The following is a 22,588-nucleotide window of genomic DNA, read 5'->3' as shown; positions in this document are numbered from 1 at the left end:
GCGTAAAGGGTTTCGGTTAAAATTGTAAATAGATGAAAGTTTCCGTGTCAAATTTGCCTAACATCAGCAGAGCGAATACCAACAGATAGTAGACACTCCACCGTAACCATGCGGGTTGGCGTTCAAGTGTTTCCATCAGGTTGTACTTAGATGCATAATATTCGTAGATCAACACCAGTAATAGGGCCGAACCTGCTACGATGCAATTATGATCGCGTATGCCGATGTTCATTTCTTTCCAGGAAGAATGTACCTCGAACGAGATGTTCCGTAAGAAATACCAGGCATCGCTCAGCGATTGTACACGAAAGAATATAAGCGAGAGTGCGAACAATAGATAAGTCCGGACAATCAGCAAGCTGTCGGCCGCATATTTTCCTATATATTGGGGCAGATTATTGCGGAAAGCAGCTGTTTTCATTTCCCAGCAGATAAGGACACCCTGAATCAGGCCGTATATGGCGAAAGTCAATCCGGCCCCATGCCACAAACCCAATGCGAGAAAGGTGATGAGGAGGCTGAAGTAGATTCCCCACTGTCCCCAGTTACGGGTACCGGCGGTTAGCGGTACATAGAGATAATCGCGTACCCAGAAGGAGAGTGACATGTGCCAACGGCGCCAGAAGTCGGCAGTCGAGCGTGCTGCAAACGGGCGGTTGAAGTTGGGCGACAACTTGATGCCGAACATATAGGCCCCTCCGATAGCAATATCCGTATAACCCGAAAAATCGGCATACAGTTCGATAGGGTAGAGTAGGCAAGTCATTAGCAGTTGTACACCCGAGAGGTCATGGATCGAATGAAACATGACATCTGTTTGTGGGGAGATCTGATTGGCTATCAGCAGTTTCTTGATCAGTCCGAGTAAAATATATTTCAGTCCGGTCACCGCGTTTGAGTAGATGAACGGGCGGGGATCTTTCAATTGTGGCAACAGGTCTCCACCCCGTTCGATAGGGCCGGAGAGAAACTTCATGAAGAAAAGCATATAGATCAGGAAATCCACCCAGTTTCTTTCGCTGCGTTGCTCTTGCCAGTACACGTCTGTCAGATAACTGATGGCTTGAAATGTGTAAAATGACATCCCAAGTGGAAAGATGATATCATCTATGACCGTGCCATGAAGAAGGAGCCATCCGCCGATCAGGGCGATGATTCCTGCGATATAGACGGGTTTGGTCTTTTTTCCGGCTTTTGCCCTGCTTTCCATCCATTGTGCCCAAAAGAAGGTGAACAGTGCTACCACTACTGCCGTCAACAGGAAAGGCAGATAGTACCATCCGATGAAAATACAACTGGTTACCAGTAGTATGAGGTTGCGGGCACGGCCTTTGACTGCATAGTAGAGGAAGAAACAGAGGGTAAACAGGGCCAGGAAACTAAAAGAGAGGAACTGCATCGTTTATTCCATTTTGGTTAATAAGGCACTGCACAAATCGCCGACATTCTTGAACTTAATGACCTCCCTGAAATTGAAACGTACTCCGAAATGTTTCTCGATTTGAGCTATAATTTGCATGTGGGTTAGCGAGTCCCAGCCATCTACATCTTTTGAGGTAGATGATTCGTCGATACATACGTTGTCCTTTTTTAAGATATCACGGAAAATGCTTTGTAGTTGTTTTAATACTTCTTCTCGATTCATATTTATTATTGTTTTTAGAGTTTCTTCTCTTTTATCAGTTCGGCAATCTTTTTACGGTCTGTTTTATTACTATTGGTCACCGGAAATTGGGAAATACAATGAATCTGCTTCGGCAGCATGTATTTGGGCAGCTTTTCTTTCAGATATTCTATCAATGCGCTTTGGGTACATTCAGTTGTCTCGACGGCCAGATGTAATTCGTTACAGATTCCGTCGCAGAGCAACGGAACGGCAGCCACGCTGCAGGGAGTCTTGAAAAACGACTGGGCAGTATATTCTATTTCACTCAGTTCTATCCTGAAACCCTGTATTTTCACCTGATAGTCTTTACGTCCGCAATAAATAATATCCCCGTCGCCATCCAGAATACACAAGTCTCCGGTCCGGTAATAGATTTGTCCGTCGGGACGGTGTATCAGAACCAATGCCGATTTTTCCGGGTCGTCCAGATAACCTTTCATTACCTGCCGGCCGGATACCCAAAGTTCTCCCGTCTCTCCTTGAGGTAGCTCGTTTCCTTCTTCGTCGGCAATGATGGCGCGGATGCCGGGAAATGGTTTTCCGATAGCCACCATTCCGTTGTAATGCTTGCATTTGTCCGAAGCCGGAATACGGTAACAGGTGCAGTAAATCGTAGCTTCGGTCGGTCCGTATAGGTTGATGAACGTTGCGTTGGGTGCCGATTTTCTGAATCGCTCCAACAGCTCGGTTTGCGATGCTTCTGCCGATACTCCCAGATATTTCAGAGAGGGCAGATTGATTTCGTCGAAGTAGGGTGAAAGGAGTTGTAGCAGTGAGGGAGTGACAGTGGCAAAGGTCAGTTGATACTTCTCCAGAAGTTCAAACACCTTGAAGTGCTTTACATCCTGATGGCCTACCGTATAAACGGCAGCACCTAAAGTAAGAGGATACAGTAAAGATACTACGGATACATCGAATGTAAGTTCGAACATTTGCAACATGCGATCATGTTCATCCAGATTCCAGTCGAGCGAACTGTATGCCCGGTAAAAGGCGTTCAAGTTAGCCCGTGTGATGGGCACTCCTTTGGGCTCGCCTGTGCTTCCCGATGTAAAAATGATATAAGCGTTCCTTTCTTCGTCCGATGAATGGGACTGCTGTTCTGACAGTGTTTTTCCCGGTAGCCGGTCCGTATCGATGATTCTGAAGTGTCCGGTGCCGAATGCTGACCGGTCAGTGTCACTTGTACAGAGCAAAGTACGCAGTCCGGCCAGAGCGGCTATTTTGAGATTACGCTCTTCCGGGTAGGCAGGATGCAGGATAACATAGGTCTTTCCGCCGGCTAGTACTGCCAGAATAGCAGCATAGGTTTCAATCCGGTTTTCCGCTACGATTCCGATTTTTTCATCTTTTATTTCTGATAGCGAATGGGTGATAGAAGCTGTTATTTCACCGAGTTGGGCATAAGTATAATGTTTATCGTCAATAATGAATGCTTCGTTTTCGGGATAACATTGCATGGCGGAAAGAATATCATTGATAATATCCTTCTGGGAAGATGTTGTCATATCCATTAGTTTTTATTCATGTTTTGGGTTTAGGGGTTCTTTATATATCTTCTTGAGATCGTTTATTAAGATGACAGTGAAATGGTCTGATCTCCCTACGCACAATCGATTAAAGAATGTTAATTATGTGGTACGCACGTGCCCGGTCTCGCTTTCCCTCTTTCGGAAGGGGAAATAGCGTTGGCTTCATAGCCGACGACTTTGAATGGGATAGACAACACGATACTTTATTGATACTTACATAAATTCTAATCGGACAGATTTGTCATCTCTATCAGATTGTATAAAAAAACAATGGGGGACGATGAACTAAATAAATATACGGTTTGTTGCTTATTAGTAATTTTATGTTTAACTCTAAAATCTTAGTATTATGAAAAGATTTCTTGTCTTATCATGCAGTGTTGCCATATCGGCACTTTTCTTCCATGCTTGTTCGTCTTCTGATGATTCAATGATCGATGCGCCTCTGACAAGGGCGGATGCAGTTTCGGAGAAGATCGTTTTCCAAGATGATTTCAACCAGGCAGATAGTATTCCTGATAGAAATAAATGGAGTTTGTGTAAGAAGGGAAGCCCGGCCTGGAGCAAATATTTATCCGAAAGCTATGATCAGGCTTATGTACACGATGGAAAATTAGTGTTGGTTGCCGAAAAAGTGAACGGAGTATATAAGACAGGAGGAGTGCAATCATTGGGTAAAGCGGAATTTCAATATGGTAAGATAGAGATATGCGCCCGTTTCACCAAGACGGCAAAGGGCGGATGGCCTGCCATCTGGATGATGCCTGCCAAACCCGTTTACAGTGGATGGCCTGCTTGCGGTGAAATAGATATTATGGAACAGTTGAATCATGATGGCATTGTATATCAGACAATTCACAGTCATTATAAAAATGATCTGGGATTCACTAAGCCTGTTCCGACAAAAACAGTGCCTTACAATAAAGGGCAATTCAATATATTTGGTATCGAGTGGACTCCCGAAGCTCTTACTTTTAAGGTGAATGGAGCTACTACTTTAGTTTATCCTAACTTGCACTTGGCTGATGAGAGTGTCAAAAAGCAGTGGCCGTTCGACACCTCTTTTTATTTGATTTTAAATTATGCCTTGGGTGGTCCCGGAACTTGGCCCGGTACTATAACGGATAGTGAATTGCCTGCAAAGATGGAGATTGACTGGGTAAAAGTGAGTCAGCCTACGGGACGTTAACATTGTTAATTCATAATTTTCATTTTTACTTTTCCGGATATAAACAACAAGTCTTTGATGTATCAAAGACTTGTTGTTTATATCCAAAGCACTAACTTTAACACTGTGTTAAAACAAACTTTCTACCGTTAGCTTTCAAGATTGCTCAGTCGGTTGATTACCAATAGCATGTCTTGATTGATCGTTTGGGGGGGCTGACAATGTTTCGATAAAGAGAACATAGGATAATTGTTCTTTTGCCAACTTCCGGATCCGGCTTTTTCCTTTTACGTTCCGGTTCATCCGATTGTGGTGTTTGACTTTCCCTGCATCCGAGGGGCTCCGTTAACGGGTTGTTGCGTAGATGTTCTCGTAAATGGGTGTCAAGGCGTCTTTCTCTAATATCCATTGATTGGTGCGGGAGTTCATTTTGTATGCATATTGGGCAATCAGTTGATTGTTATTGTCAGTTATTATGTATATATATTTTTTTGATAGATCGAATGATCCTTTTTCTTTATTCCATACAGAATACTCCACCGATGTTTCGGTCTCGTACCGGGAGATTACGGTCCTCGATTCTGTTTCCCAAGTGTTCTTGAATATGTTCCATGCATAGGTGGATTTCACTGTTTTCTGTTGATCGGTATCGTAGCTGTATTTATACATCTTTACCGGATTCAGTATGCCTGAGGCGGCATCGTTCATTGCATATATTTCACGGCAAACCAACTTTCCTCCTTCCATCGTATCGTTATGGATAAACTGTTTTCCATTGTTGGTTGCACATGCGAATCCGCATACTGAAACTAATGCAGCAGAAGCTAATACTCTTTTGAAAAATGTAATTGTTTTCATATCCTTTATTGTTTAGTTAGTTTATATCTTTCTTTGTCTATTAGACGTGATGGAATCGTATTAAGTTGCACGGATATGAAATTATTTTCAAATTATTTTTTGCAGGGGAAGCTTTAACGGGTATGCTACGTTGTCAGATGGATGATAATAAGCGGGTTATTAAAAAAGATCAGAGTGCCTCAGGAATCTGTTAATTAGTGATCAACTCCTGCCACACTCTGATCATTCTGTTTTTCTTTTTTGTTTTAAATCAGATCGAGAACCAAGGGAATGTCATCCGGGGTGACTCCTTTGCTTGTGATAATCTCCTCGTCTTTACGGAACACTTCAAGGAATAGCTCTTTGCTGCCATATAGTTCTGCGGCTTTGGTATATAGAGAGAGGGTTTTTTCCACGTCTCCCAAAGACCATGCTACATGACCGGCGTTCAGGTAATCTACCGGCATTGGGCTTTGATCAATCACTTTATCATAATACTTCATGGCCTGTTCGCGTTTAGCGATCATGAACGAACACCAACCGATGGCACGCCAGGCTTTGACGCAGTTACTCTCCAGAAAATCAAGTTTAAAGAAATAGTTCAACGCTTCTTCAAAATTCCACATTTCCGCCAGACAACTACCTATGTAAAAAATCACTTTCGTATCTTCCGGCAACACTTCTTCCACTTTCCGATAATATTTCAGGGCCTCTTTGAATTGCCTGTTGAGGCGATAGCAAGTGCCCAGATGATGGTTGGTCCATACATTGTTCGATTTCAGGATATCTGCTTTCCGGTAGGCCTTGATGGCTTCGTCATATCGTTTTAGTTTCTGTAAGGAGTAGCCCTGCTTCTGGCAGATTTCTGCTTCTTCTTCATCCATAAGCATATCAACTATCGTATCGTAGGCTTCGGCGGCTTCTTCCCAGTGCTTCTTCTTGAAGTGAAAATTAGCTATGGCTTCCATGGCTTCCGGATTGAATAGAATATCTATCAAATCCGGTTCGTTGTAGAGGCAGATGGACTCTTTGAATAAGTCACGAAATTCCAGTCTCCGGGCATAGAGTTTAAAGAAGCGGTACAGATCGTGCAGATATTGGTTGCTTACCGTATCGGGACGTTCGGAGAACTTCTTTAGCGTTTCGGCTTTCGACTGGTCTGCCAATTCTTCTATCTGCTGATCCGTAAGCTGATTCAGCATCATGTCCCGCTGCGATTGTGGCAATTGCTGCATCGTGAAGAAAAGTGAGTACTTATCGCTGTTGCAGAAGAAACCCGATTGCAGGATGATTTCCAATAGGCTTCCTCCCTCTTTTCCCCGATGACGGAACTCTTTGATCACATCCGATTGCTGCTTGTCGAAAGGATAGAACCAGTTGGAGATATCTCTGAAGAATGGATAACTCTTGAGTTGTGAGAAAGTGCTCATATATACGTCGGCTCCTTCTAGTTGCAATTCGTTCATTTCACGCAACTTGTCACCTAGCCCCGACTTCTCGATGGCATCTGCCCAGTCAGGATTGGTGTCATCTTTCTCTTCGTCGGACTCTTCGAAGCCGAATTTCATGTTGCGCATAGGCGACATGCTTTTCAGCATTTCGGGGATGATCTCCTCACGCATTTTCTTGTCGATTTTTTCCGTCTCCTGGCTGAGCAGTATCTGGATATGTATGCGTAACAAGTCTCTTTCAAATGCAGTTTCTTCCATCAGCGCTGTGATGCGCAGATTGATCTCCGGATAGAAAGAGATGCGTGGCGAATAGGCATGCAGGATAAAAGTAATTCCTACCAGGGCTCGTTGGCTGACCTGTACATTGGGATGACGGTAAGCATCTATCAGCCATAAGAGTTTCTTGAGGTCGAAACACTCCATCACACTGAGGGTAACGGCGCTTGTGAAGAGGCAAAGATCGTTCACCGGAAGCAGTTCGGACTGAAGCATGGCTTGTGCGGCTGCCACTTCTTCCGCAGTCCAGTTAGTATGGGTCCAGGTTTGCAAAAACAAAGTCTTCAAACTGTCTTCATGGCGTTTCAGCACTTCCTCCATGTTTTGGTCTGAGACGAATCCGCTTACGGCAAGATCGTCATTGAACGATTCGAGCGTATGCATCAGCATCTCCAGAGTGAGGGGGGATACCTCTTCGGAAAGGCGGGTACGGTACTGGTGATAGTAATGGTTCGATACGCTGTCCAGCAACGTAATACGCGCCTGGTCGGTAATCTCGAGTGTGTCGGTCAGCAGTTTCTGATACAGCTTTCTACGTTCCGGGTCTTCTACGCCCTGGCGCATGTATTGCAACATGTAGCTGTACGAAGTCTGTATTCGTTCCAGACGGGTACGGAGCGACCATTCGGGGCACTTCCATAGGAATGATTCCAATTGAGTTAATGCTTCCTTCAGGCGTTTTTGCCCGATCAGTCGGAGAATATATTGATATTGTTCATTGATAAGTTGTTCGTTCATAATTTACTTCCGTTTATTGTTTCCAATCCATGTAAGGCGTTTCCATAAACCTTCAAAGGGGCCGTGTTTGAAGTGGCTGAGCCACCAGGAACAAAATGCCATTTGAAGAAGTACAAAAAGGATGCCAAAAAAGAAACTATAAGTAATTCCCAGGAAACGTCCTAGTTCGAAGCCCCAGTGATAGAAAAGGAGGGACCCAATGACGGATTGTCCGATATAGTTTGTCAGGCTCATCTTTCCGTACGAGGTGAAGCGCATCAGAAATCTGCGGTCTTTGATGCGATAAAAAGTGATAAGCAGTCCGCTGACTAGCAGTACCATGAAACTAAGGTTGCTGAGAGAGCTGATGATCAATTGCAGAGGGACCCGTATGGCGTTGCGGGTGATAAACTCCGGCAACATATTATTCAGTCCATACAGAGGAAAGAAACAGATTAACGAGATGCCCAATGCTTTGAGCCAGTGCTGTTCGTTTTGTTCGCTATAAAGAAATAATCCCTTACGTCCCACAAGCATGCCGAAGAGGAAGAGGGCAGGGGTCTGCAAGATACGTCCATGTTCCAGTGCCCAGGTCAGGTTGGCGAGTTGTCCTTCCCAGAGATTCATACGGATTGTTTCGAGGAAGGTGCCGTTTTTCTGTACATCGAAGGCAATTCCGAAGTAATGGGAAGCCAGACTGGGACCGGCTACATAATCCGGATTGCAAAGGGCATAGATCACTTTGCACCAGTCTATCGGTTGTATGATGAGCAGAGTGGCGAAGATAGCTATGCTCCGATCGCTGAGACGACAGGACAGGGGAAGTATCAGACCGAGCATGGCGTACATCGTCAGTATCTCACCGGTAAAGAAAGCTGCATTGAACTGCCCGATGATAAAGAGCAGCGCCATTCGCCAGATGAACCGGAGACGAAAGTCTTTGCCGCGGCGTTGCTGATTGTTGTCTTGTATATAGAAACTAAAGCCGAACAGTAGGGCAAATATGGCGTATGCTTTGTTGCTGAAGACAAAAAAGAGTCCGTTCCAGATAGCTTTGTCGGTGAATTTCATCCATTCGCAGGGAACAGTGTCCGGAAAGGAATAGAAGTTGAAATGTTCGATACTGTGTAGGATGATGATGCCCATCACAGCCAGTCCTCTCAATACATCGGCCACGTCTACACGGGCATTGGGTTCGCTGATTTTGTGTTCCATTGGTTATTGTTATTATGATTATTTCAGAATCTTACCTGTACCTGCGCCTGAAACAGATTGCTGTCTTTGCCTTTATTCCGGTCGCAGAAAGTGTATTGTGCTTGCAGCCTGCACTTGGGATAGAACCAATATTGCAGTCCGGCTATATAATTGGTCTGTTTCCTACTGACGGCTTTGTTTGCATTGAAATAGTCATACGAAGCCACAAGGTCGAAATTGCGTAGCATCCGGTAGCATCCGGTGGCATAAAAACCATCACTCTTCACGCCTCCATCCTTTCCGGCCAGATATTCGGAACGGAGGCTGAACGGTGTTGTCGTGATGACGCCTCCTATGCTCCAGCGATTTTTGGTATAGTTTTCTCCTGCCCGGATGCCGGTTATTTCGGAGTCGGCAATGGCGTGTCCGGTCCCTTTGATAAACGAACCACCCACCGACAGCCATTTCAGGGGATTCACCATCAGGTTGCCGATGATATCTTTTTGATTGTTTTTATCCTTGATGTTAAGTCCTTGTCCATTCATTATGGCTAGTTTGTAGCATAGCAGATCATTCAGCAGGCCTCCATGAACCATGGCCCCGATGTCGCGTCCCGATGTCATGCCACAGGCGACATCACTGCCGCTCACCCCTGCCAGATAGCAGACTGACTGAGAATAGCAGTTGATCAGTTCTACGGTAGTGGGCGACAATTCATTTTCGATGGTATAAGGAACCTTAAATTCGCCGATACGCACTTTCAGCCCGGGTAGAATCCGGTAATCGGTGTAAACTTCGAGCAGCATGCCGCCGTTGTAAAAGTCGTACATAAAATCACAGGTCCAGCGGTCCGTGATCTTTCCGTGAGCCATGAAAATGATTCGTTTGATGTCGAACGTATTCATTTTTTTTGCTGCATCGTCATAGGTATATCCCAACTGCGCGTATCCGGCCAGAGTGATTCGCTCTTTCAGTGTGTTGACCACTTTATTCAGTGTAGCAGCCTCTTCTTTCTCCTGCGCTTTCAGGGGGCTGCCTGCCAGGAGTATCAGTGCGAATGTTAACAGGAATGTGTTTTTCATCTTTACTTTGTTGTATTTATTGTGGTTTGAGTGTGCCGGGAATGAAGGTGGTATCCACTAAATTTTCTCCCGGATAATAGTCGGGGATTGCCCCTTTACTCTTCAGCCAGGCAATGATTTTTTCTATGTCGTGGTAAGACGGACGGGTAGCAGGCCGATAGTCCGGCAAGTCTATCTGCATGGCCGCCTTTTCCTGCAGTCCGAATTCTTTTACTAAAATTTCCGTCCATTCGTTTTGAGGACGGGTTTGCAAGTATTTCACGCCGAGATTGTAGCCGGTGATAAACCGCCTGATCTCTTCGTCTTTTTCCGTGATGGCTTTTTCTGAGAAAACAATTCCGGTGCAACGCAGTCCCATTTGTCTTGTGTTCAGTAATGCTGTATGCCCATCGTTCAGGGCAATTGCCGTTGCCGGTCCGGGTAAGAAAGATGCGGAGATCTGTCCGTCCTCCAACATCATCAGCCTCAAGGGGATATTGTTTATTTCAGGTTTGTTCACTTCTCCGGGGTGCAGGCAGGCCCGTTTTATTACTTCGTCTGTGGCATATTCTACAAAGGTATTGCCGGAGACAGAAATATTCTTCCCTTTCAAATCGTCCGGATTCCTGACATTGCTTTTTTTACTTGCTATCAGACTGAGGCTGCCATCGGTTTCCATAACCAGACGTAAGCGGCTTCCTTTTGCCTGCAACAGAGTTGCACCCGGGTAGTCGGTGAGCATACCATCCAGTTTCCCCGATAAAAAAGCGGCATCGCGGTCAGTTGCCGAAGCATAAGTAATGAAATCGATTTTGATATCCAGCGAGTCATAAATACCCTGACGGACAGCAACCAGAGAAGGCAGTCCATCGAAAGAAGGCATCAGTCCGAAAGTCAGAGTTTGCAGTTCCGGCAAAGCGGAATGCTTCTCTTTCTTTCCTGTGCAGGCTGATAGAAAGAAAAGGAACAGGATACTGAAAAGGAGGCTCTCTCCCCATTTCCGGCTTTTAAAAAAGGCAACTCCGAGCGGGGTTGCCTTTTCTGTCTTATAGTGATTCACTTCAGTCTTATTCCTGGATAGCGGCAATACCCGGAAGAACTTTTCCTTCGATTGCTTCGAGCAGTGCTCCACCGCCTGTAGAAACATAAGATACACCGTTTGCCAGACCGAACTTGTTGACACAAGCTACAGAGTCGCCACCGCCAACGAGTGAGAAAGCGCCGTTCTTAGTAGCCTCAACGATAGCTTCGCCTACTGAACGAGAGCCGTGAGTGAAGTTTTCGAATTCGAATACACCTGTCGGACCATTCCAAAGAATTGTCTTAGAATTCTTGATTACTTCGGCAAAGATCTCTTCAGATTTCGGACCGATGTCAAGACCTTCCCATCCGTCAGGAATTTCGTTAACCGGGCAGAATTTAGTATTGGCATCGTTAGAGAAAGCGTCAGCAATCTTAGCGTCAACAGCTAATACCAGATTTACACCTTTGTCTTTGGCTTTCTGCATCAGTTCGCGAGCCAGATCCAGTTTGTCATCTTCGCAGATAGACAGACCGATCTGTCCACCCATTGCTTTGGTGAAAGTGTAAGTCATACCGCCTGTGATGATCAGGTTGTCTACCTTGTTCAGCAGGTTTTCGATGATTTCGATCTTAGAAGATACTTTTGATCCACCCATGATGGCAGTAAACGGACGCTTGATGTCGTTCAATATCTTATCAACGGCTTTCACTTCTTTTTCCATCAGGTAGCCAAACATCTTATTGTTGGTGTCGAAGTATTTAGCGATCAGTGCTGTAGAAGCATGAGCACGGTGAGCTGTACCGAATGCGTCGTTTACGTAGCAGTCTGCATACGAAGCCAATTTCTTGGTAAATTCTTTCTGGCTCTCTTTTACGGCTTTCTTGGCTGCGGCTTTTTCTTCGTCGGTTGCGTCTTCAGCCAATCCTCTTGGTTTGCCTTCTTCTTCAGCGTAGAAGCGAAGGTTTTCAAGCAACAGCACTTCGCCCGGTTGCAGAGCAGCGGCTTTTACAGCAGCTTCTTCGCCCATACAGTCGTTGGCAAACTGAACTTCAACGCCCAGTAACTCTGATACATGCTTAACAATGTGTTTCAGAGAGAATTTGTCAGCAACGCCTTTCGGACGGCCCAGGTGAGAACCGATGATGATGCTACCACCGTCTGCCAGAATCTTCTTCAGGGTAGGAAGTGCAGCACGGATACGAGTGTCGTCTGTAATGTTGAAGTTTTCGTCCAAGGGTACATTGAAGTCCACGCGAACGAATGCCTTTTTACCGGCAAAATTGAAATTGTCAATTGTCTGCATAATACTTTATTTATTTACTTTAAAAGTGTTAGTTTCTTTTATGATGACCGCAAAGTTAGTATTAATTTCTCTTTTTTGCTATGAAATCGTTATTTATTCTTCCTCTTCGGTGTGTCTTTGCTAACTTTATACTTCTCACAGTAATATTTACACATCAATTGTAAACCACAGGTTTCACATTTGGGAGTGCGGGCCTGACAGACGTAACGTCCGTGCAGGATCAGCCAGTGGTGAGCGATGGGAATCAGCTCGTCGGGGATGTTCTTCATCAGTTCTTTTTCTACACTGAACGGGGTGGTGCAGGAATTACCTACCAGTCCGATGCGGTGACTCACGCGGAAGACGTGAGTGTCTACCGCCATGGCAGCTTTGTTGAACACGACGGACTGAATGACATTGGCCGTTTTGCGCCCTACACCGGGCAACTTGATCAGTTCTTCAAGCGTATCGGGTACTTCGCTGTTGAAGTCGTTCACCAGCATGCGTGCCATGCCCACCAGATGTTTCGACTTGTTATTGGGGTAAGATACGCTGCGTATGTACTCGAATATCACCTCCGGTGTGGTAGCAGCCAGTGCTTCCGGTGTGGGGAAATCCTGATAAATTCTAGGGGTGATCATGTTCACCCGCTTGTCTGTACACTGTGCGGAGAGGATAACGGCGATCAGCAGTTCGTACGGGTTGTTGTAATGCAGTTCCGTTTCGGCTACGGGCACATTTTCCTGAAACCAGGCGATTACTTTTTCATAACGTTCTTTCTTTGTCATCTTAGTTTGTTCTTATGATAATGGGGTGCGACTTTCAGGTTGAAATAAAAGGTGGAAACCACCGTCAGGCAAGCTCCGAAGAAGTAAGCCATGTCGAACGAAGTCAGTTGGGCGATATATCCGCCCAGTATCAGGCCGATGCCGATGCCTACATCCCATGAAGTCAGGTAGGTGGAAGTGGCCGTGCCGCGTTGGCTGTTAGGGGCCAGGTTGACAAACAGGGTATTGAAGGCCGGAAACATGGTGCCGAATCCGACTCCCAGCAACAGAGCCACCATAAAGAAAAGCACATCTGTCAGTTCGGGACTCAGCGACATCAATTTGCCGCAGGCTGCCAGTGTGAAAAAGCAGGCACACACCAGATAGAGTCCCAGGGTGATGACTTGTGTGATACGTCCTTTGTCCACCTGGCGTCCGGAGAACATGCGTGAGACAGCCATGCCCACTGCCATAAAGGTGAAGAACAGCCCGGAGCTGAGTGTGATCCCGATCTCCTTGGCATACATGGCTATATAAGTACTCGTCATGCCGTAGGGAATGGAGAGTAGGAGCAATGCCACTCCCGCAGGTATACCTTTAATTAATACGAACCGGTCCAGTGAAATCGGTTCACGTTTTACCGGTTCCTTAACAGGTGTCTTTACCAGGCAGGCAGCCGCAAACCCCACTGTACCGGAGAGGAGTGAACACAGGAAGATGGTCTCGAACGAACAGGTGTCGTGCATAAAAAGTCCGATCATCGGTCCGAAGCTCATGGCCGTGTTGTTCATCAGTCCGTAGTAGCCTACCGCTTCTCCGCGGCGGGAAGAAGGAGTGATGTCGATTACGATGGTATTACCCGCTACGGTCACCATTCCGAAAGCCAGTCCATGCACCACCCGGAGCATGATGAACAGTGACAGCACCCCGGCAAGGATGTATCCGGCAAAGACGGTGATGAACAGGAAGTAAGCGATCAGGTAGAGTGGCTTGCGTGCCAGTGTGTCCAGCAGATAGCCCGAGAAGGGGCGGATACAGAGTGAAGCTACGGTGTAACAGGATAAAATGACCCCTACGGCTGCATTTCCGGTTTGGAAAATTTCAGTCAGATAGAAAGGCAATACAGGCAGAATCAGATAGAAGGCAAAGTATAAAAGGAAGTTTGCTGCCAGTATCAGAACATAGCTGGGGGTGACAAGCCTATCTTTGGACATAGTATGGTGGTTTTGATTGGACCGCAGAGTAACACAAAGTCTCACAGAGAGCCTCTTTTAATTTTAAGAAAACCCTGTGAGACTCTGTGTTCATGTCTGCGGCAGTAAAATTTAATAGGCCGCTTCGAACTCCTTCAGGAAACGTGTATCGTTTTCGGAGAACATGCGGAGGTCTTTCACCTGATATTTCAGGTTTGTGATGCGTTCGATACCCATACCCAGAGCATATCCGCTATACACTTTGCTGTCTATTCCGTTGGCATCGAGTACGTTCGGGTCTACCATTCCGCAACCCAAGATTTCCACCCAGCCGGTGTGTTTGCAGAAGGGGCAGCCTTTTCCGCCGCAGATGTTACAGCTGATATCCATTTCGGCGCTGGGCTCTGTGAACGGGAAGTACGACGGACGCAGGCGAATCTTCGTATCGGCACCGAACATCTCTTTGGCGAAGAGCAGCAACACTTGTTTCAGGTCGGTGAAAGATACATCGCGGTCTACGTACAGCGCTTCTACCTGGTGGAAGAAACAGTGTGCGCGATAGCTGATAGCTTCGTTACGGTAAACGCGTCCCGGACAGATGATACGGATAGGTGGTTGCGAAACCTCCATCACACGGCTCTGTACCGATGAGGTGTGTGTGCGCAGTAGTACGTCGGGATGGGATTCGATGAAGAATGTGTCTTGCATGTCTCGTGCCGGATGGTCTTCGGCAAAGTTGAGTGCGGAGAACACATGCCAGTCATCTTCTATTTCCGGACCTTCGGCAATGTTGAATCCCAGACGGGCAAAGATGTCAATGATTTCGTTGCGCACAATGGAAAGCGGATGGCGTGTGCCCAGCTCCACGGGATAAGCCGAACGGGTCAGGTCGAGATCGTCCTGTCCGTTGTCCTGGTTGTCGAACTGTTCTTTCAGTGCGTTGATTTTTTCTTGTGCTTTTGTTTTCAGCTCGTTGAGCTTCATGCCGACTTCTTTTTTCTGTTCGGCAGCCACATTGCGGAAATCTGCCATCAAGTCATTGATGGCTCCTTTCTTGCTGAGGTATTTGATGCGCAGAACTTCGAGTTCTTCGGCATTGGCGGCTTTCAAGGCCCCCACCTCTTCAAGAAGTTGATTAATCTTAGCTATCATATCTTGCGATTTATTGTTATTCGATTTTCGTTAAATTGCTGCAAAAGTAACAATAATATTGCAATCAAAGAGGATAGAAAGAAATAAAATGTGTCGGTTGGTTGACTCTTGCCGATCTTTAGGCTTTCTCTTTCTTTATTTGTATATGATAATGGGAGGTGGAGAGATGTTTTCTCTTCCTCATGCAGTAGGTGTTGTAATCGCTCGTCTGTCTTTTATGATAACGTACATCTTCTTGTGTAAGAGGAGTGCTTTCTTTCACTAGTGAATCTCTTTTTTATCATAACGGGTTACTGTAGTTGTTCCTATCATAAACTGCATGCCGGTCCTATCCGTCGTTATCGCATCACCGAAGTCAGCTAGGAGGCGCTGATGAAATGTTTTCAGCGTTGTAGAAAACGTTGGGGATACCTTCATTGAGCCGTACGGACCTCGTATGAATGTTAAAAGATAGGACTATGCGATTATTTTATTTACAAATGATTCGTTATTATGTAATAAATGATTAATTTAGCGGGTGCAGAAGGGTGATTGGGTGAACTGTCCGTTAATACTATTATTATGTAAATTGCGAGTTCTGCGTACTCCGCATCTGATTTCTGCAAACCTTAAATTGTATCGATATGGCCGATTGGAAGTCAGTAAAAAGTATATCTGATAAATATGGAATCAGTGTAGAGAGAGTGATAGCGTGGGTACGTGAAAGCCAAATCACCACTTCTGTTGTGGGCAGCGTGGTGCTGATTGATGACGGGAGCGTGTGCGAATTGGTAGAGAAAGAAAAACGGTTGGCGCACCTGAAAACCAATTACGAGCAACTTTGCGCGAAGTTTGAGCAGCGCATCGAGGCGGAACTGCGTGCAGACGAAGATGCCGGACTCAAGATGCGTCTTCTGGATGATTTCCTCCCCGTTCTGCACCGACTACTCTGCGTGATGATTGACAAGCTGAACACCGAAGATCGAAAACTGTTCAACAGTGCCTTCACAGCCGCCCCTCTGTATCGGATAGCTCGGGAAATGGGATTTGAGTCTGTAAAAGACTACCTCATAGCGTACAGGAAGGTGACCAGGAGGCTGCCCGAAAGCTCGGACGAACTTATCAAGCGTCTCCAAACCGACCTTGAACGAAGCCGCGACTCTTTTAAGGAAATGGAGCATACGCTGCTGAGAGCAAGGCAGAACCATGAAGACGCTAATCGGATGTGCAGTGACCTGCGCGACAAGGAGATATATTACATTGAACGGTGCGAACGGCTGAAAGAGAAAAACCGGGAGAACGAGAAGCGCGTAGAGAGACTCAAAAAACGACTTCTCAAATGGGAAAAGTGCCCAAACGTGGGGGAGGCCGGAAACACCGGAGAGGATGAAAGCCTGCAGGAACTGTCGGACGAGGTGGGGAATTTGCATATCCGTGAAATGGAACTGCGGGCTCAGCGCCGGGAACTGATTACGAGGGTCGCCCGTCTGGAGAGGGAAATGTATAAATACAATAGCACGGAAAACAGCTTCAAAAGCAGACTGGGCGAAAAGGGCGCTTGGAGGAAAATCGAGAGCGAATTTGAAAGGTGTGCCCGAACATATTTTGGTAGAGACGTGGAGGTGGTGTCGCGGAAGGAAGCGCAGGAAATACGGCAGCTCCAGATAAAAGCGCTGGTAGACGAAAACTATGCTCAAAGCGGGGCGTGGAAAGAGATGATGGCGGCGACGGAGGCGAAGTTCGGGATGCCCGGGGAGACAATGCCGGATGCCGGGAAGCTGGAAAACGAAGAGGTCGAAACCGGAACTGAGCCGGCGGCCAAAGACGAAGTGGAGATGATAATAGAAGGTATAGCGAGCTTAGACGAAATGGGGGCATCGCTGGACAGATATAAGAAAGAAACCAGCGAGATGATCGAAAAATATAAGGCGAACGAGGAAAAAACGGAGGGCTTCTGGAATAGACTCCGTTCCATGTTTCGTTAACTCTAATAACTAACACTATCTCCTTCGTTTTTTGTCCTGTTTCGTATATAGTGTTGTATACCGGTATACTCTGTGGTAAATCCTGGAAAAAACAAAATGGGGAAGTCCTCACGGATTTCCCCACTTTAATGATGAAATATTTACTATTTTTATTAATTGGGTGTGGAGAGTATCGGACTCGAACCGATCACCTTAACACTGCCAGTGTTACGCTCTAGCCAGATGAGCTAACCCCCCATGCTCTTAATGATAACGTTTGCGAACGTTTATCTGTTTTGGTGCTGCAAATATAATGTATTATTCTGAAATAATTGCTATGTTTGCGGAAATAATCAACTTAAAGATAAAAAATATGCTGATATACAATACCACTTTTCAGGTGGACGACGAAGTTCATGATAATTTTTTGATCTGGATCAAAGAGAGTTATATTCCTGAAGTAGAGAAACACGGTGCTCTCCGTGCTCCGCGCATCTGTCGTGTGTTGAGTCATCGTGACGAAGGTACTTCCTATTCGCTCCAATGGGAGGTGGACGATTCTGGCGTGCTGCATCGCTGGCATCAGGATCAGGGTGCGCGGCTCAACCAAGAGCTGGTGAAGATATTTAAGGATAAAGTAGTCGGATTTCCCACATTGATGGAGGTATTGGAGTGATTCAGCCGGTAAAAGAAAAGATTATTCTGGGCATTGATCCCGGTACTACGATCATGGGATACGGAGTGCTCCGTGTTTGCGGGACAAGACCCGAGATGATCGCTATGGGGATCATCGATTTGCGGAAGTTCGGCAATCATTACCTCAAACTTCGTCATATCCACGAACGGGTGCTTAGTATTATCGAAAGTTACTTGCCCGATGAACTGGCGATTGAAGCTCCTTTTTTCGGGAAAAACGTGCAGTCGATGCTGAAGCTCGGACGTGCTCAGGGAGTAGCGATGGCGGCTGCGTTGAGCCGTGATATTCCTATTACTGAATATGCCCCGCTGAAAATAAAGATGGCCATCACCGGCAACGGGCAGGCCTCTAAAGAACAAGTGGCGGATATGTTGCAACGCATGCTGCATTTTGCCAAAGAGGATATGCCTGTTTTTATGGATGCTACCGACGGATTGGCAGCTGCTTATTGTCATTTCCTGCAGATGGGGCGTCCGGTAATGGAGAAAGGGTATAGCGGTTGGAAAGATTTTATAGCCAAAAATCCCGAAAGAGTAAAGTAGCGACGGATTCTGAACTTAGACAATAAGTAGATAACAATATATATAATAGAGAGAAAAACATGAAAATGAACTATCTTGCCTTTATCGGAGTGACAGCGGCTACAGCTGTAGTGAGTTGTACTCCCGCCAAGAAAGAATATGCGTCTTACGAATTATATCCGGTACGTTCGGGTAGCCTCACGGAGATGGAATATTCACCGGAGTCTACCAAGTTTACCCTTTGGGCGCCTACTGCCGATGAAGTCCGTCTGATGTTGTTCGACTCGGGTGAAGGTGGGCATGCTTACGAAACGATTCCTATGGAACCGGGTGAAGAAGGCACTTGGATGGCAACGGTCAGCAAGGATCTGATGGGGAAGTTCTACACATTCAATGTCAAGGTAAACGATAAATGGATGGGTGATACACCCGGTATCAATGCCAAAGCGGTAGGGGTGAACGGAAAACGTGCGGCCATTATCAACTTGAAGTCCACCGATCCACAAGGTTGGGAGGCAGATCAGCGACCGCCGTTGAAATCACCGGCTGATGCGATCATTTATGAAATGCACCATCGTGATTTTTCAGTAGATTCTACATCAGGGATTCAGCATAAGGGAAAATTTTTGGCATTGACAGAACATGGTACGATGAACTCTGCCAAATTGCTGACCGGAATCGATCATCTGATCGAGTTGGGAGTAACACACGTCCATTTGCTTCCGTCTTATGATTATGCTTCGGTAGACGAAACCAAGCTGGATGAAAATAAATACAACTGGGGATATGATCCGCAGAATTACAATGTACCCGATGGTTCGTATGCTACCGATCCTTACGATCCGGCTGTCCGCATCCGCGAGTTTAAGCAGATGGTACAGGCATTGCACAAAGCTGGTATACGGGTAGTGCTCGATGTGGTATACAATCATACATACAACACCGATGGCAGTAACTTCGAACGTACGGTACCTGGATATTTTTATCGCCAGAAGCCGGATGGTTCGTTGGCCAATGGTTCGGCTTGTGGTAACGAGACGGCAAGCAACCGGCCTATGATGCGTAAATATATGATTGAATCCGTGCTTCACTGGATCAAGGAATACCATATCGATGGTTTCCGTTTCGACCTGATGGGCATTCACGACATCGAGACGATGAATGAAATCCGTAAGGCGGTCAGTGCTGTAGATCCTTCTATCATTATTTATGGTGAAGGTTGGGCAGCGGAAGCACCTCAGTATCCGGGTGATTCGCTGGCAATGAAGGTCAATACCTGTAAAATGCCGGGTATTGCCGCCTTTTCCGATGAAATTCGTGATGCGTTGCGTGGTCCTTTTAATGATAATCATAAGGGAGCGTTCCTTGCCGGGATCCCCGGGGAAGAAGAGAGCATTAAGTTTGGTATTGTAGGAGCTGTCAGTCACCCTCAAGTCAACAATGATTCGGTGAATTACAGTAAAGCTCCCTGGGCTTCCCAGCCTACTCAGATGATCAGTTACGTATCCTGCCACGATGATATGTGCTTGGTAGATCGCTTGAAGTCGAGTATCCCCGGCATCACACCCGAACAACTCGTACGACTTGACAAACTGGCGCAGACGGCAGTGCTGACTTCGCAAGGTATTCCGTTCATCTATGCCGGAGAAGAGGTGATGCGTGACAAGAAAGGGGTGCATAATAGTTTTGAGAGTCCCGATTCTATTAATGCCATTGATTGGAACCGAAAGACAACTCACGAAGATGTGTTCGCCTATTATAAGCGTTTGATCAGTATTCGTAAAGCCCATCCCGCTTTCCGTATGGGAGATGCCGAGATGGTACGTAAGCACCTGGAATTCCTCCCGGTAGATGGTGGTAATCTGGTGGCTTTCCGCTTGAAAGACCGCGCTAACGGAGATACTTGGGACAACATTATCGTGGCACTTAATGCCCGTTCTGTTCCTGCCAAACTGGCGATACCCGAAGGTAAATACACTGTTGTATGCAGAGATGGTGTGATTGATGAAAGAGGGTTGGGCTCGTTATACGGACCTGAGGTGACGGTTCCGGCACAGTCTGCACTGATCATTCATCAGTAGGGAGTGTTGCGGAAAAAAATCATCACGGATTACACTGATTCACACAGATAAAAAATAAATGACTGATGGTCAATGTAAAATTCTGTGGCAATTGATGTAATCCGTGGTGATTTCTGACTATAATAACTTTTGTTGATATACAAAACCAATATAAAGTTAACCTAAATTGATTATCTCTAAAATACTGTTCTGAATGTCGAGGGATGTGTGTTTATAGAGCTATTTTAAATTATCTGTATAATGAAATTCATAAGGAAATTTCCGGTGACCGATGCGGATAGTCTGGAAAGTCCCCAAAAGTTTGAGGGCTTCTTTCTTGATTATTATCCCCGGGTCAAAGGATTCATTAATGGCTTGTTACAGGATGCTGAAGAGGCGGAAGATCTTTCGCAGGATATATTTATGTCATTGTGGCAGAACAGGGGAAATCTGAAGCAGATAGACAACTTGGATGCATACCTGTTCCGTATAGCCCGGAATGCGGTTTTCCGGTACATCGAGCGCTCTTTGTTATTTAAAAATTATCAATTCAGGCAGTTATCGGATGATAACTCCGATCTGTATGAAATAGAATCGGAACTGAACGCGAAAGAATTAGAACTGATTATAGCCATCGCTGTTGAAAGAATGCCTTCTCAAAGAAGAAAGATTTATCAGATGAGCCGCGAACAGGGGCTTAGTAATGAAAATATAGCCCGTGAACTGAACATTAGCAAGCGTACAGTTGAGAATCATCTGACCCAGGCTTTGGCTGATATACGTAAGATATTGTTTTGGGTCATTATGGCTACTTTCGTATAAACTTAACAAGCTATATAAAAAAAAGTGTTCTTTGAACTGTGTGTGTTTGGCGGGTTACGTATCTTATATATATAATCCATAAAACATACTATGTCTGACGCATACAAAATCATACACAACTTTATGGCCTTCATAGCCAGTCCGGACCTTAAAAATAAAGTGTGGACATGGCTTCTTGATCCTTCCGGCAAACAACGGAAAGAAGAAGCGCTTCTTCAGATATGGGACGAATATCGTCCTGAAGCAGATGCCGGTACCCGGCATTCTTTACGTAAGTTTCAAAAAAGAGCGGGGCTTTCTTCTGCCCGGCCGGCCTATCTACATCGGTGGGCGCATATAGCAGCTATTCTTCTTATCCCGTTAATATCTATTATAACGGCCTATATATATGTGGAACATCACACGCAGGAAGGCCGTTTTGTAGAATGTATCGTTCCCAAGGGAGAGCAAAAACAGATCACGTTACCGGATGGTTCGATCATCACCCTGAATTCGGGATCCATATTTCTATATCCTACGCAATTTACCGGCGATACCCGTTCTGTATATCTTTCCGGAGAAGGGCACTTTGCGGTAGCCCCTAATAAGAAACTTCCTTTTGTGGTGGCAACTAACCATCTGGACATTTGTGTACTGGGTACTCAGTTTAATTTGCAGGCATATCCTTTTGATAGAAGGACAATTACCACATTGGAGTCCGGTTCTGTTGCTGTAAGAAAGAAAAACCAGCCTAACAATTTTATTACCTTAGAACCCAATCAGCAGCTTGATTACGAAAATCGGAGTGGTAGATTCAACAAAACAGATATAGACGCTTCTGTTTATTCGGGTTGGACAAAGGGAGAAATGAACTTTATTTCCCAGTCACTCAGGGAAATCCTGAGAACACTGGAAAGAAGCTATGCAGTATCTATTCAGCTATCGTCTGATCTGATGGAGTCGAATCGGATCAATTCGGACCTTTATACAATAAAGTTTAAGCGTCGTGATGATATTTTCCATGTTTTGGATATTGTAACAAAAACAGTAGGAGGTATCACCTATAAAGTGGAGAAGGACGAATCCATATCTATTTGTCCATTAAAGTAAAGGAAAGGAGAACAATCATATGCAAAAAAGGGAACCGGAAACAAATTACCACACCCATTTCCGATCCCCGAAATCAATCAAAAACTTTTTAACCTTTAGAGACTTTAAACAGTATTAATTGATTAACTCACAAAAT

Annotated in this window: 19 protein-coding genes and 1 tRNA gene; 7 read left to right on the top strand and 13 right to left on the bottom strand. The window is 45.6% G+C overall.

The features are described from left to right. Positions 1-16 precede the first annotated feature (16 nt). The 3 genes from BSHG_RS03065 to BSHG_RS0220695 are packed head-to-tail and all read right to left on the bottom strand — an operon-like array spanning position 17 to position 3,174. The gene (locus BSHG_RS03065) at positions 17-1,399 is read right to left on the bottom strand and encodes an MBOAT family O-acyltransferase (RefSeq protein ID WP_005798877.1); all 1,383 of its coding nucleotides are present in this window, start codon (positions 1,397-1,399) and stop codon (positions 17-19) included. Between the two features lie 3 nt (positions 1,400-1,402). Beyond that, positions 1,403-1,645 carry an acyl carrier protein gene (locus BSHG_RS0220700; protein ID WP_005802828.1) on the bottom strand — a complete coding sequence of 81 codons (243 nt, stop codon included), beginning with the start codon at positions 1,643-1,645 and terminating at the stop codon, positions 1,403-1,405. Between the two features lie 14 nt (positions 1,646-1,659). Then, on the bottom strand, positions 1,660-3,174 hold the full coding sequence (locus tag BSHG_RS0220695; RefSeq protein ID WP_005798875.1) for an amino acid adenylation domain-containing protein: 1,515 nt from the start codon (positions 3,172-3,174) through the stop codon (positions 1,660-1,662). A 373-nt stretch (positions 3,175-3,547) separates the two neighbouring features. On the opposite strand from BSHG_RS0220695, the gene BSHG_RS03070 reads away from it, so the two are divergent. Continuing rightward, a complete protein-coding gene (locus BSHG_RS03070) occupies positions 3,548-4,387 on the top strand; it encodes a glycoside hydrolase family 16 protein (protein WP_008661154.1) in 840 nt (279 codons plus the stop codon). Between the two features lie 324 nt (positions 4,388-4,711). Here the strand turns inward: BSHG_RS03070 and BSHG_RS03075 are convergent, their stop codons facing one another. The 9 genes from BSHG_RS03075 to pheS all read right to left on the bottom strand — a co-directional run bounded on the left by BSHG_RS03075 (position 4,712) and on the right by pheS (position 15,320). Next, positions 4,712-5,224 (bottom strand): DUF3836 domain-containing protein, encoded by a 513-nt coding sequence (locus BSHG_RS03075; RefSeq protein ID WP_008661146.1) that lies wholly within the window; start codon positions 5,222-5,224, stop codon positions 4,712-4,714. Positions 5,225-5,469: 245 nt separating this feature from the next. Beyond that, positions 5,470-7,668 carry a tetratricopeptide repeat protein gene (locus BSHG_RS03080; RefSeq protein WP_008661144.1) on the bottom strand — a complete coding sequence of 733 codons (2,199 nt, stop codon included), beginning with the start codon at positions 7,666-7,668 and terminating at the stop codon, positions 5,470-5,472. A gap of 3 nt (positions 7,669-7,671) precedes the next feature. Then, entirely contained in the window at positions 7,672-8,862 is a 1,191-nt protein-coding gene (locus BSHG_RS03085) for a DUF418 domain-containing protein (protein WP_008661142.1), read from the bottom strand. A 23-nt stretch (positions 8,863-8,885) separates the two neighbouring features. Further along, the gene (locus BSHG_RS03090) at positions 8,886-9,923 is read right to left on the bottom strand and encodes a porin (protein ID WP_005789304.1); all 1,038 of its coding nucleotides are present in this window, start codon (positions 9,921-9,923) and stop codon (positions 8,886-8,888) included. A 16-nt stretch (positions 9,924-9,939) separates the two neighbouring features. Further along, positions 9,940-10,962, bottom strand: a complete 1,023-nt coding sequence (locus tag BSHG_RS03095) for an ABC transporter substrate-binding protein (RefSeq protein ID WP_008661130.1) — start codon at positions 10,960-10,962, stop codon at positions 9,940-9,942. A 7-nt stretch (positions 10,963-10,969) separates the two neighbouring features. Continuing rightward, a complete protein-coding gene (locus BSHG_RS03100) occupies positions 10,970-12,229 on the bottom strand; it encodes a phosphoglycerate kinase (RefSeq protein WP_005789299.1) in 1,260 nt (419 codons plus the stop codon). 89 nt (positions 12,230-12,318) lie between these two features. Continuing rightward, positions 12,319-12,996: an endonuclease III gene (gene nth, locus BSHG_RS03105; RefSeq protein WP_005814964.1), complete on the bottom strand. Its 678-nt coding sequence runs from the start codon at positions 12,994-12,996 to the stop codon at positions 12,319-12,321. Beyond that, complete coding sequence (locus tag BSHG_RS03110; protein ID WP_005802840.1) at positions 12,993-14,189, bottom strand: MFS transporter; 1,197 nt, start codon at positions 14,187-14,189, stop codon at positions 12,993-12,995. Before BSHG_RS03110 ends, nth begins: the two co-directional genes overlap by 4 nt. Before the next feature lie 111 nt (positions 14,190-14,300). Next, positions 14,301-15,320: a phenylalanine--tRNA ligase subunit alpha gene (gene pheS, locus BSHG_RS03115; RefSeq protein WP_008661124.1), complete on the bottom strand. Its 1,020-nt coding sequence runs from the start codon at positions 15,318-15,320 to the stop codon at positions 14,301-14,303. A gap of 623 nt (positions 15,321-15,943) precedes the next feature. On the opposite strand from pheS, the gene BSHG_RS03120 reads away from it, so the two are divergent. Next, entirely contained in the window at positions 15,944-17,284 is a 1,341-nt protein-coding gene (locus BSHG_RS03120; protein ID WP_008661122.1) for a hypothetical protein, read from the top strand. A 163-nt stretch (positions 17,285-17,447) separates the two neighbouring features. Here the strand turns inward: BSHG_RS03120 and BSHG_RS03125 are convergent. Further along, a tRNA-Ala gene (locus BSHG_RS03125) sits at positions 17,448-17,521 on the bottom strand. Between the two features lie 115 nt (positions 17,522-17,636). Here BSHG_RS03125 and BSHG_RS03130 point away from each other — a divergent pair. The 5 genes from BSHG_RS03130 to BSHG_RS03150 all read left to right on the top strand — a co-directional run bounded on the left by BSHG_RS03130 (position 17,637) and on the right by BSHG_RS03150 (position 22,452). Continuing rightward, positions 17,637-17,939 carry a DUF4286 family protein gene (locus tag BSHG_RS03130; RefSeq protein WP_011203211.1) on the top strand — a complete coding sequence of 101 codons (303 nt, stop codon included), beginning with the start codon at positions 17,637-17,639 and terminating at the stop codon, positions 17,937-17,939. Beyond that, the gene (gene ruvC / locus BSHG_RS03135; RefSeq protein WP_005789290.1) at positions 17,936-18,502 is read left to right on the top strand and encodes a crossover junction endodeoxyribonuclease RuvC; all 567 of its coding nucleotides are present in this window, start codon (positions 17,936-17,938) and stop codon (positions 18,500-18,502) included. Before BSHG_RS03130 ends, ruvC begins: the two co-directional genes overlap by 4 nt. Before the next feature lie 59 nt (positions 18,503-18,561). Continuing rightward, positions 18,562-20,562, top strand: a complete 2,001-nt coding sequence (gene pulA / locus BSHG_RS03140) for a type I pullulanase (RefSeq protein WP_032497492.1) — start codon at positions 18,562-18,564, stop codon at positions 20,560-20,562. A gap of 240 nt (positions 20,563-20,802) precedes the next feature. After that, positions 20,803-21,363, top strand: a complete 561-nt coding sequence (locus tag BSHG_RS03145) for an RNA polymerase sigma-70 factor (protein ID WP_008661117.1) — start codon at positions 20,803-20,805, stop codon at positions 21,361-21,363. A gap of 90 nt (positions 21,364-21,453) precedes the next feature. Continuing rightward, positions 21,454-22,452, top strand: coding sequence for a FecR family protein (locus BSHG_RS03150; RefSeq protein ID WP_008661115.1), 999 nt, complete (start codon positions 21,454-21,456; stop codon positions 22,450-22,452). The last annotated feature ends 136 nt before the right edge of the window (positions 22,453-22,588 follow it).

This window comes from Bacteroides sp. 3_2_5 (assembly GCF_000159855.2).
Classification (GTDB): domain Bacteria; phylum Bacteroidota; class Bacteroidia; order Bacteroidales; family Bacteroidaceae; genus Bacteroides; species Bacteroides fragilis.
The sequence above is the reverse complement of the archived record's forward strand: the minus strand, read 5'-3'. Positions and strand labels throughout refer to the sequence as shown.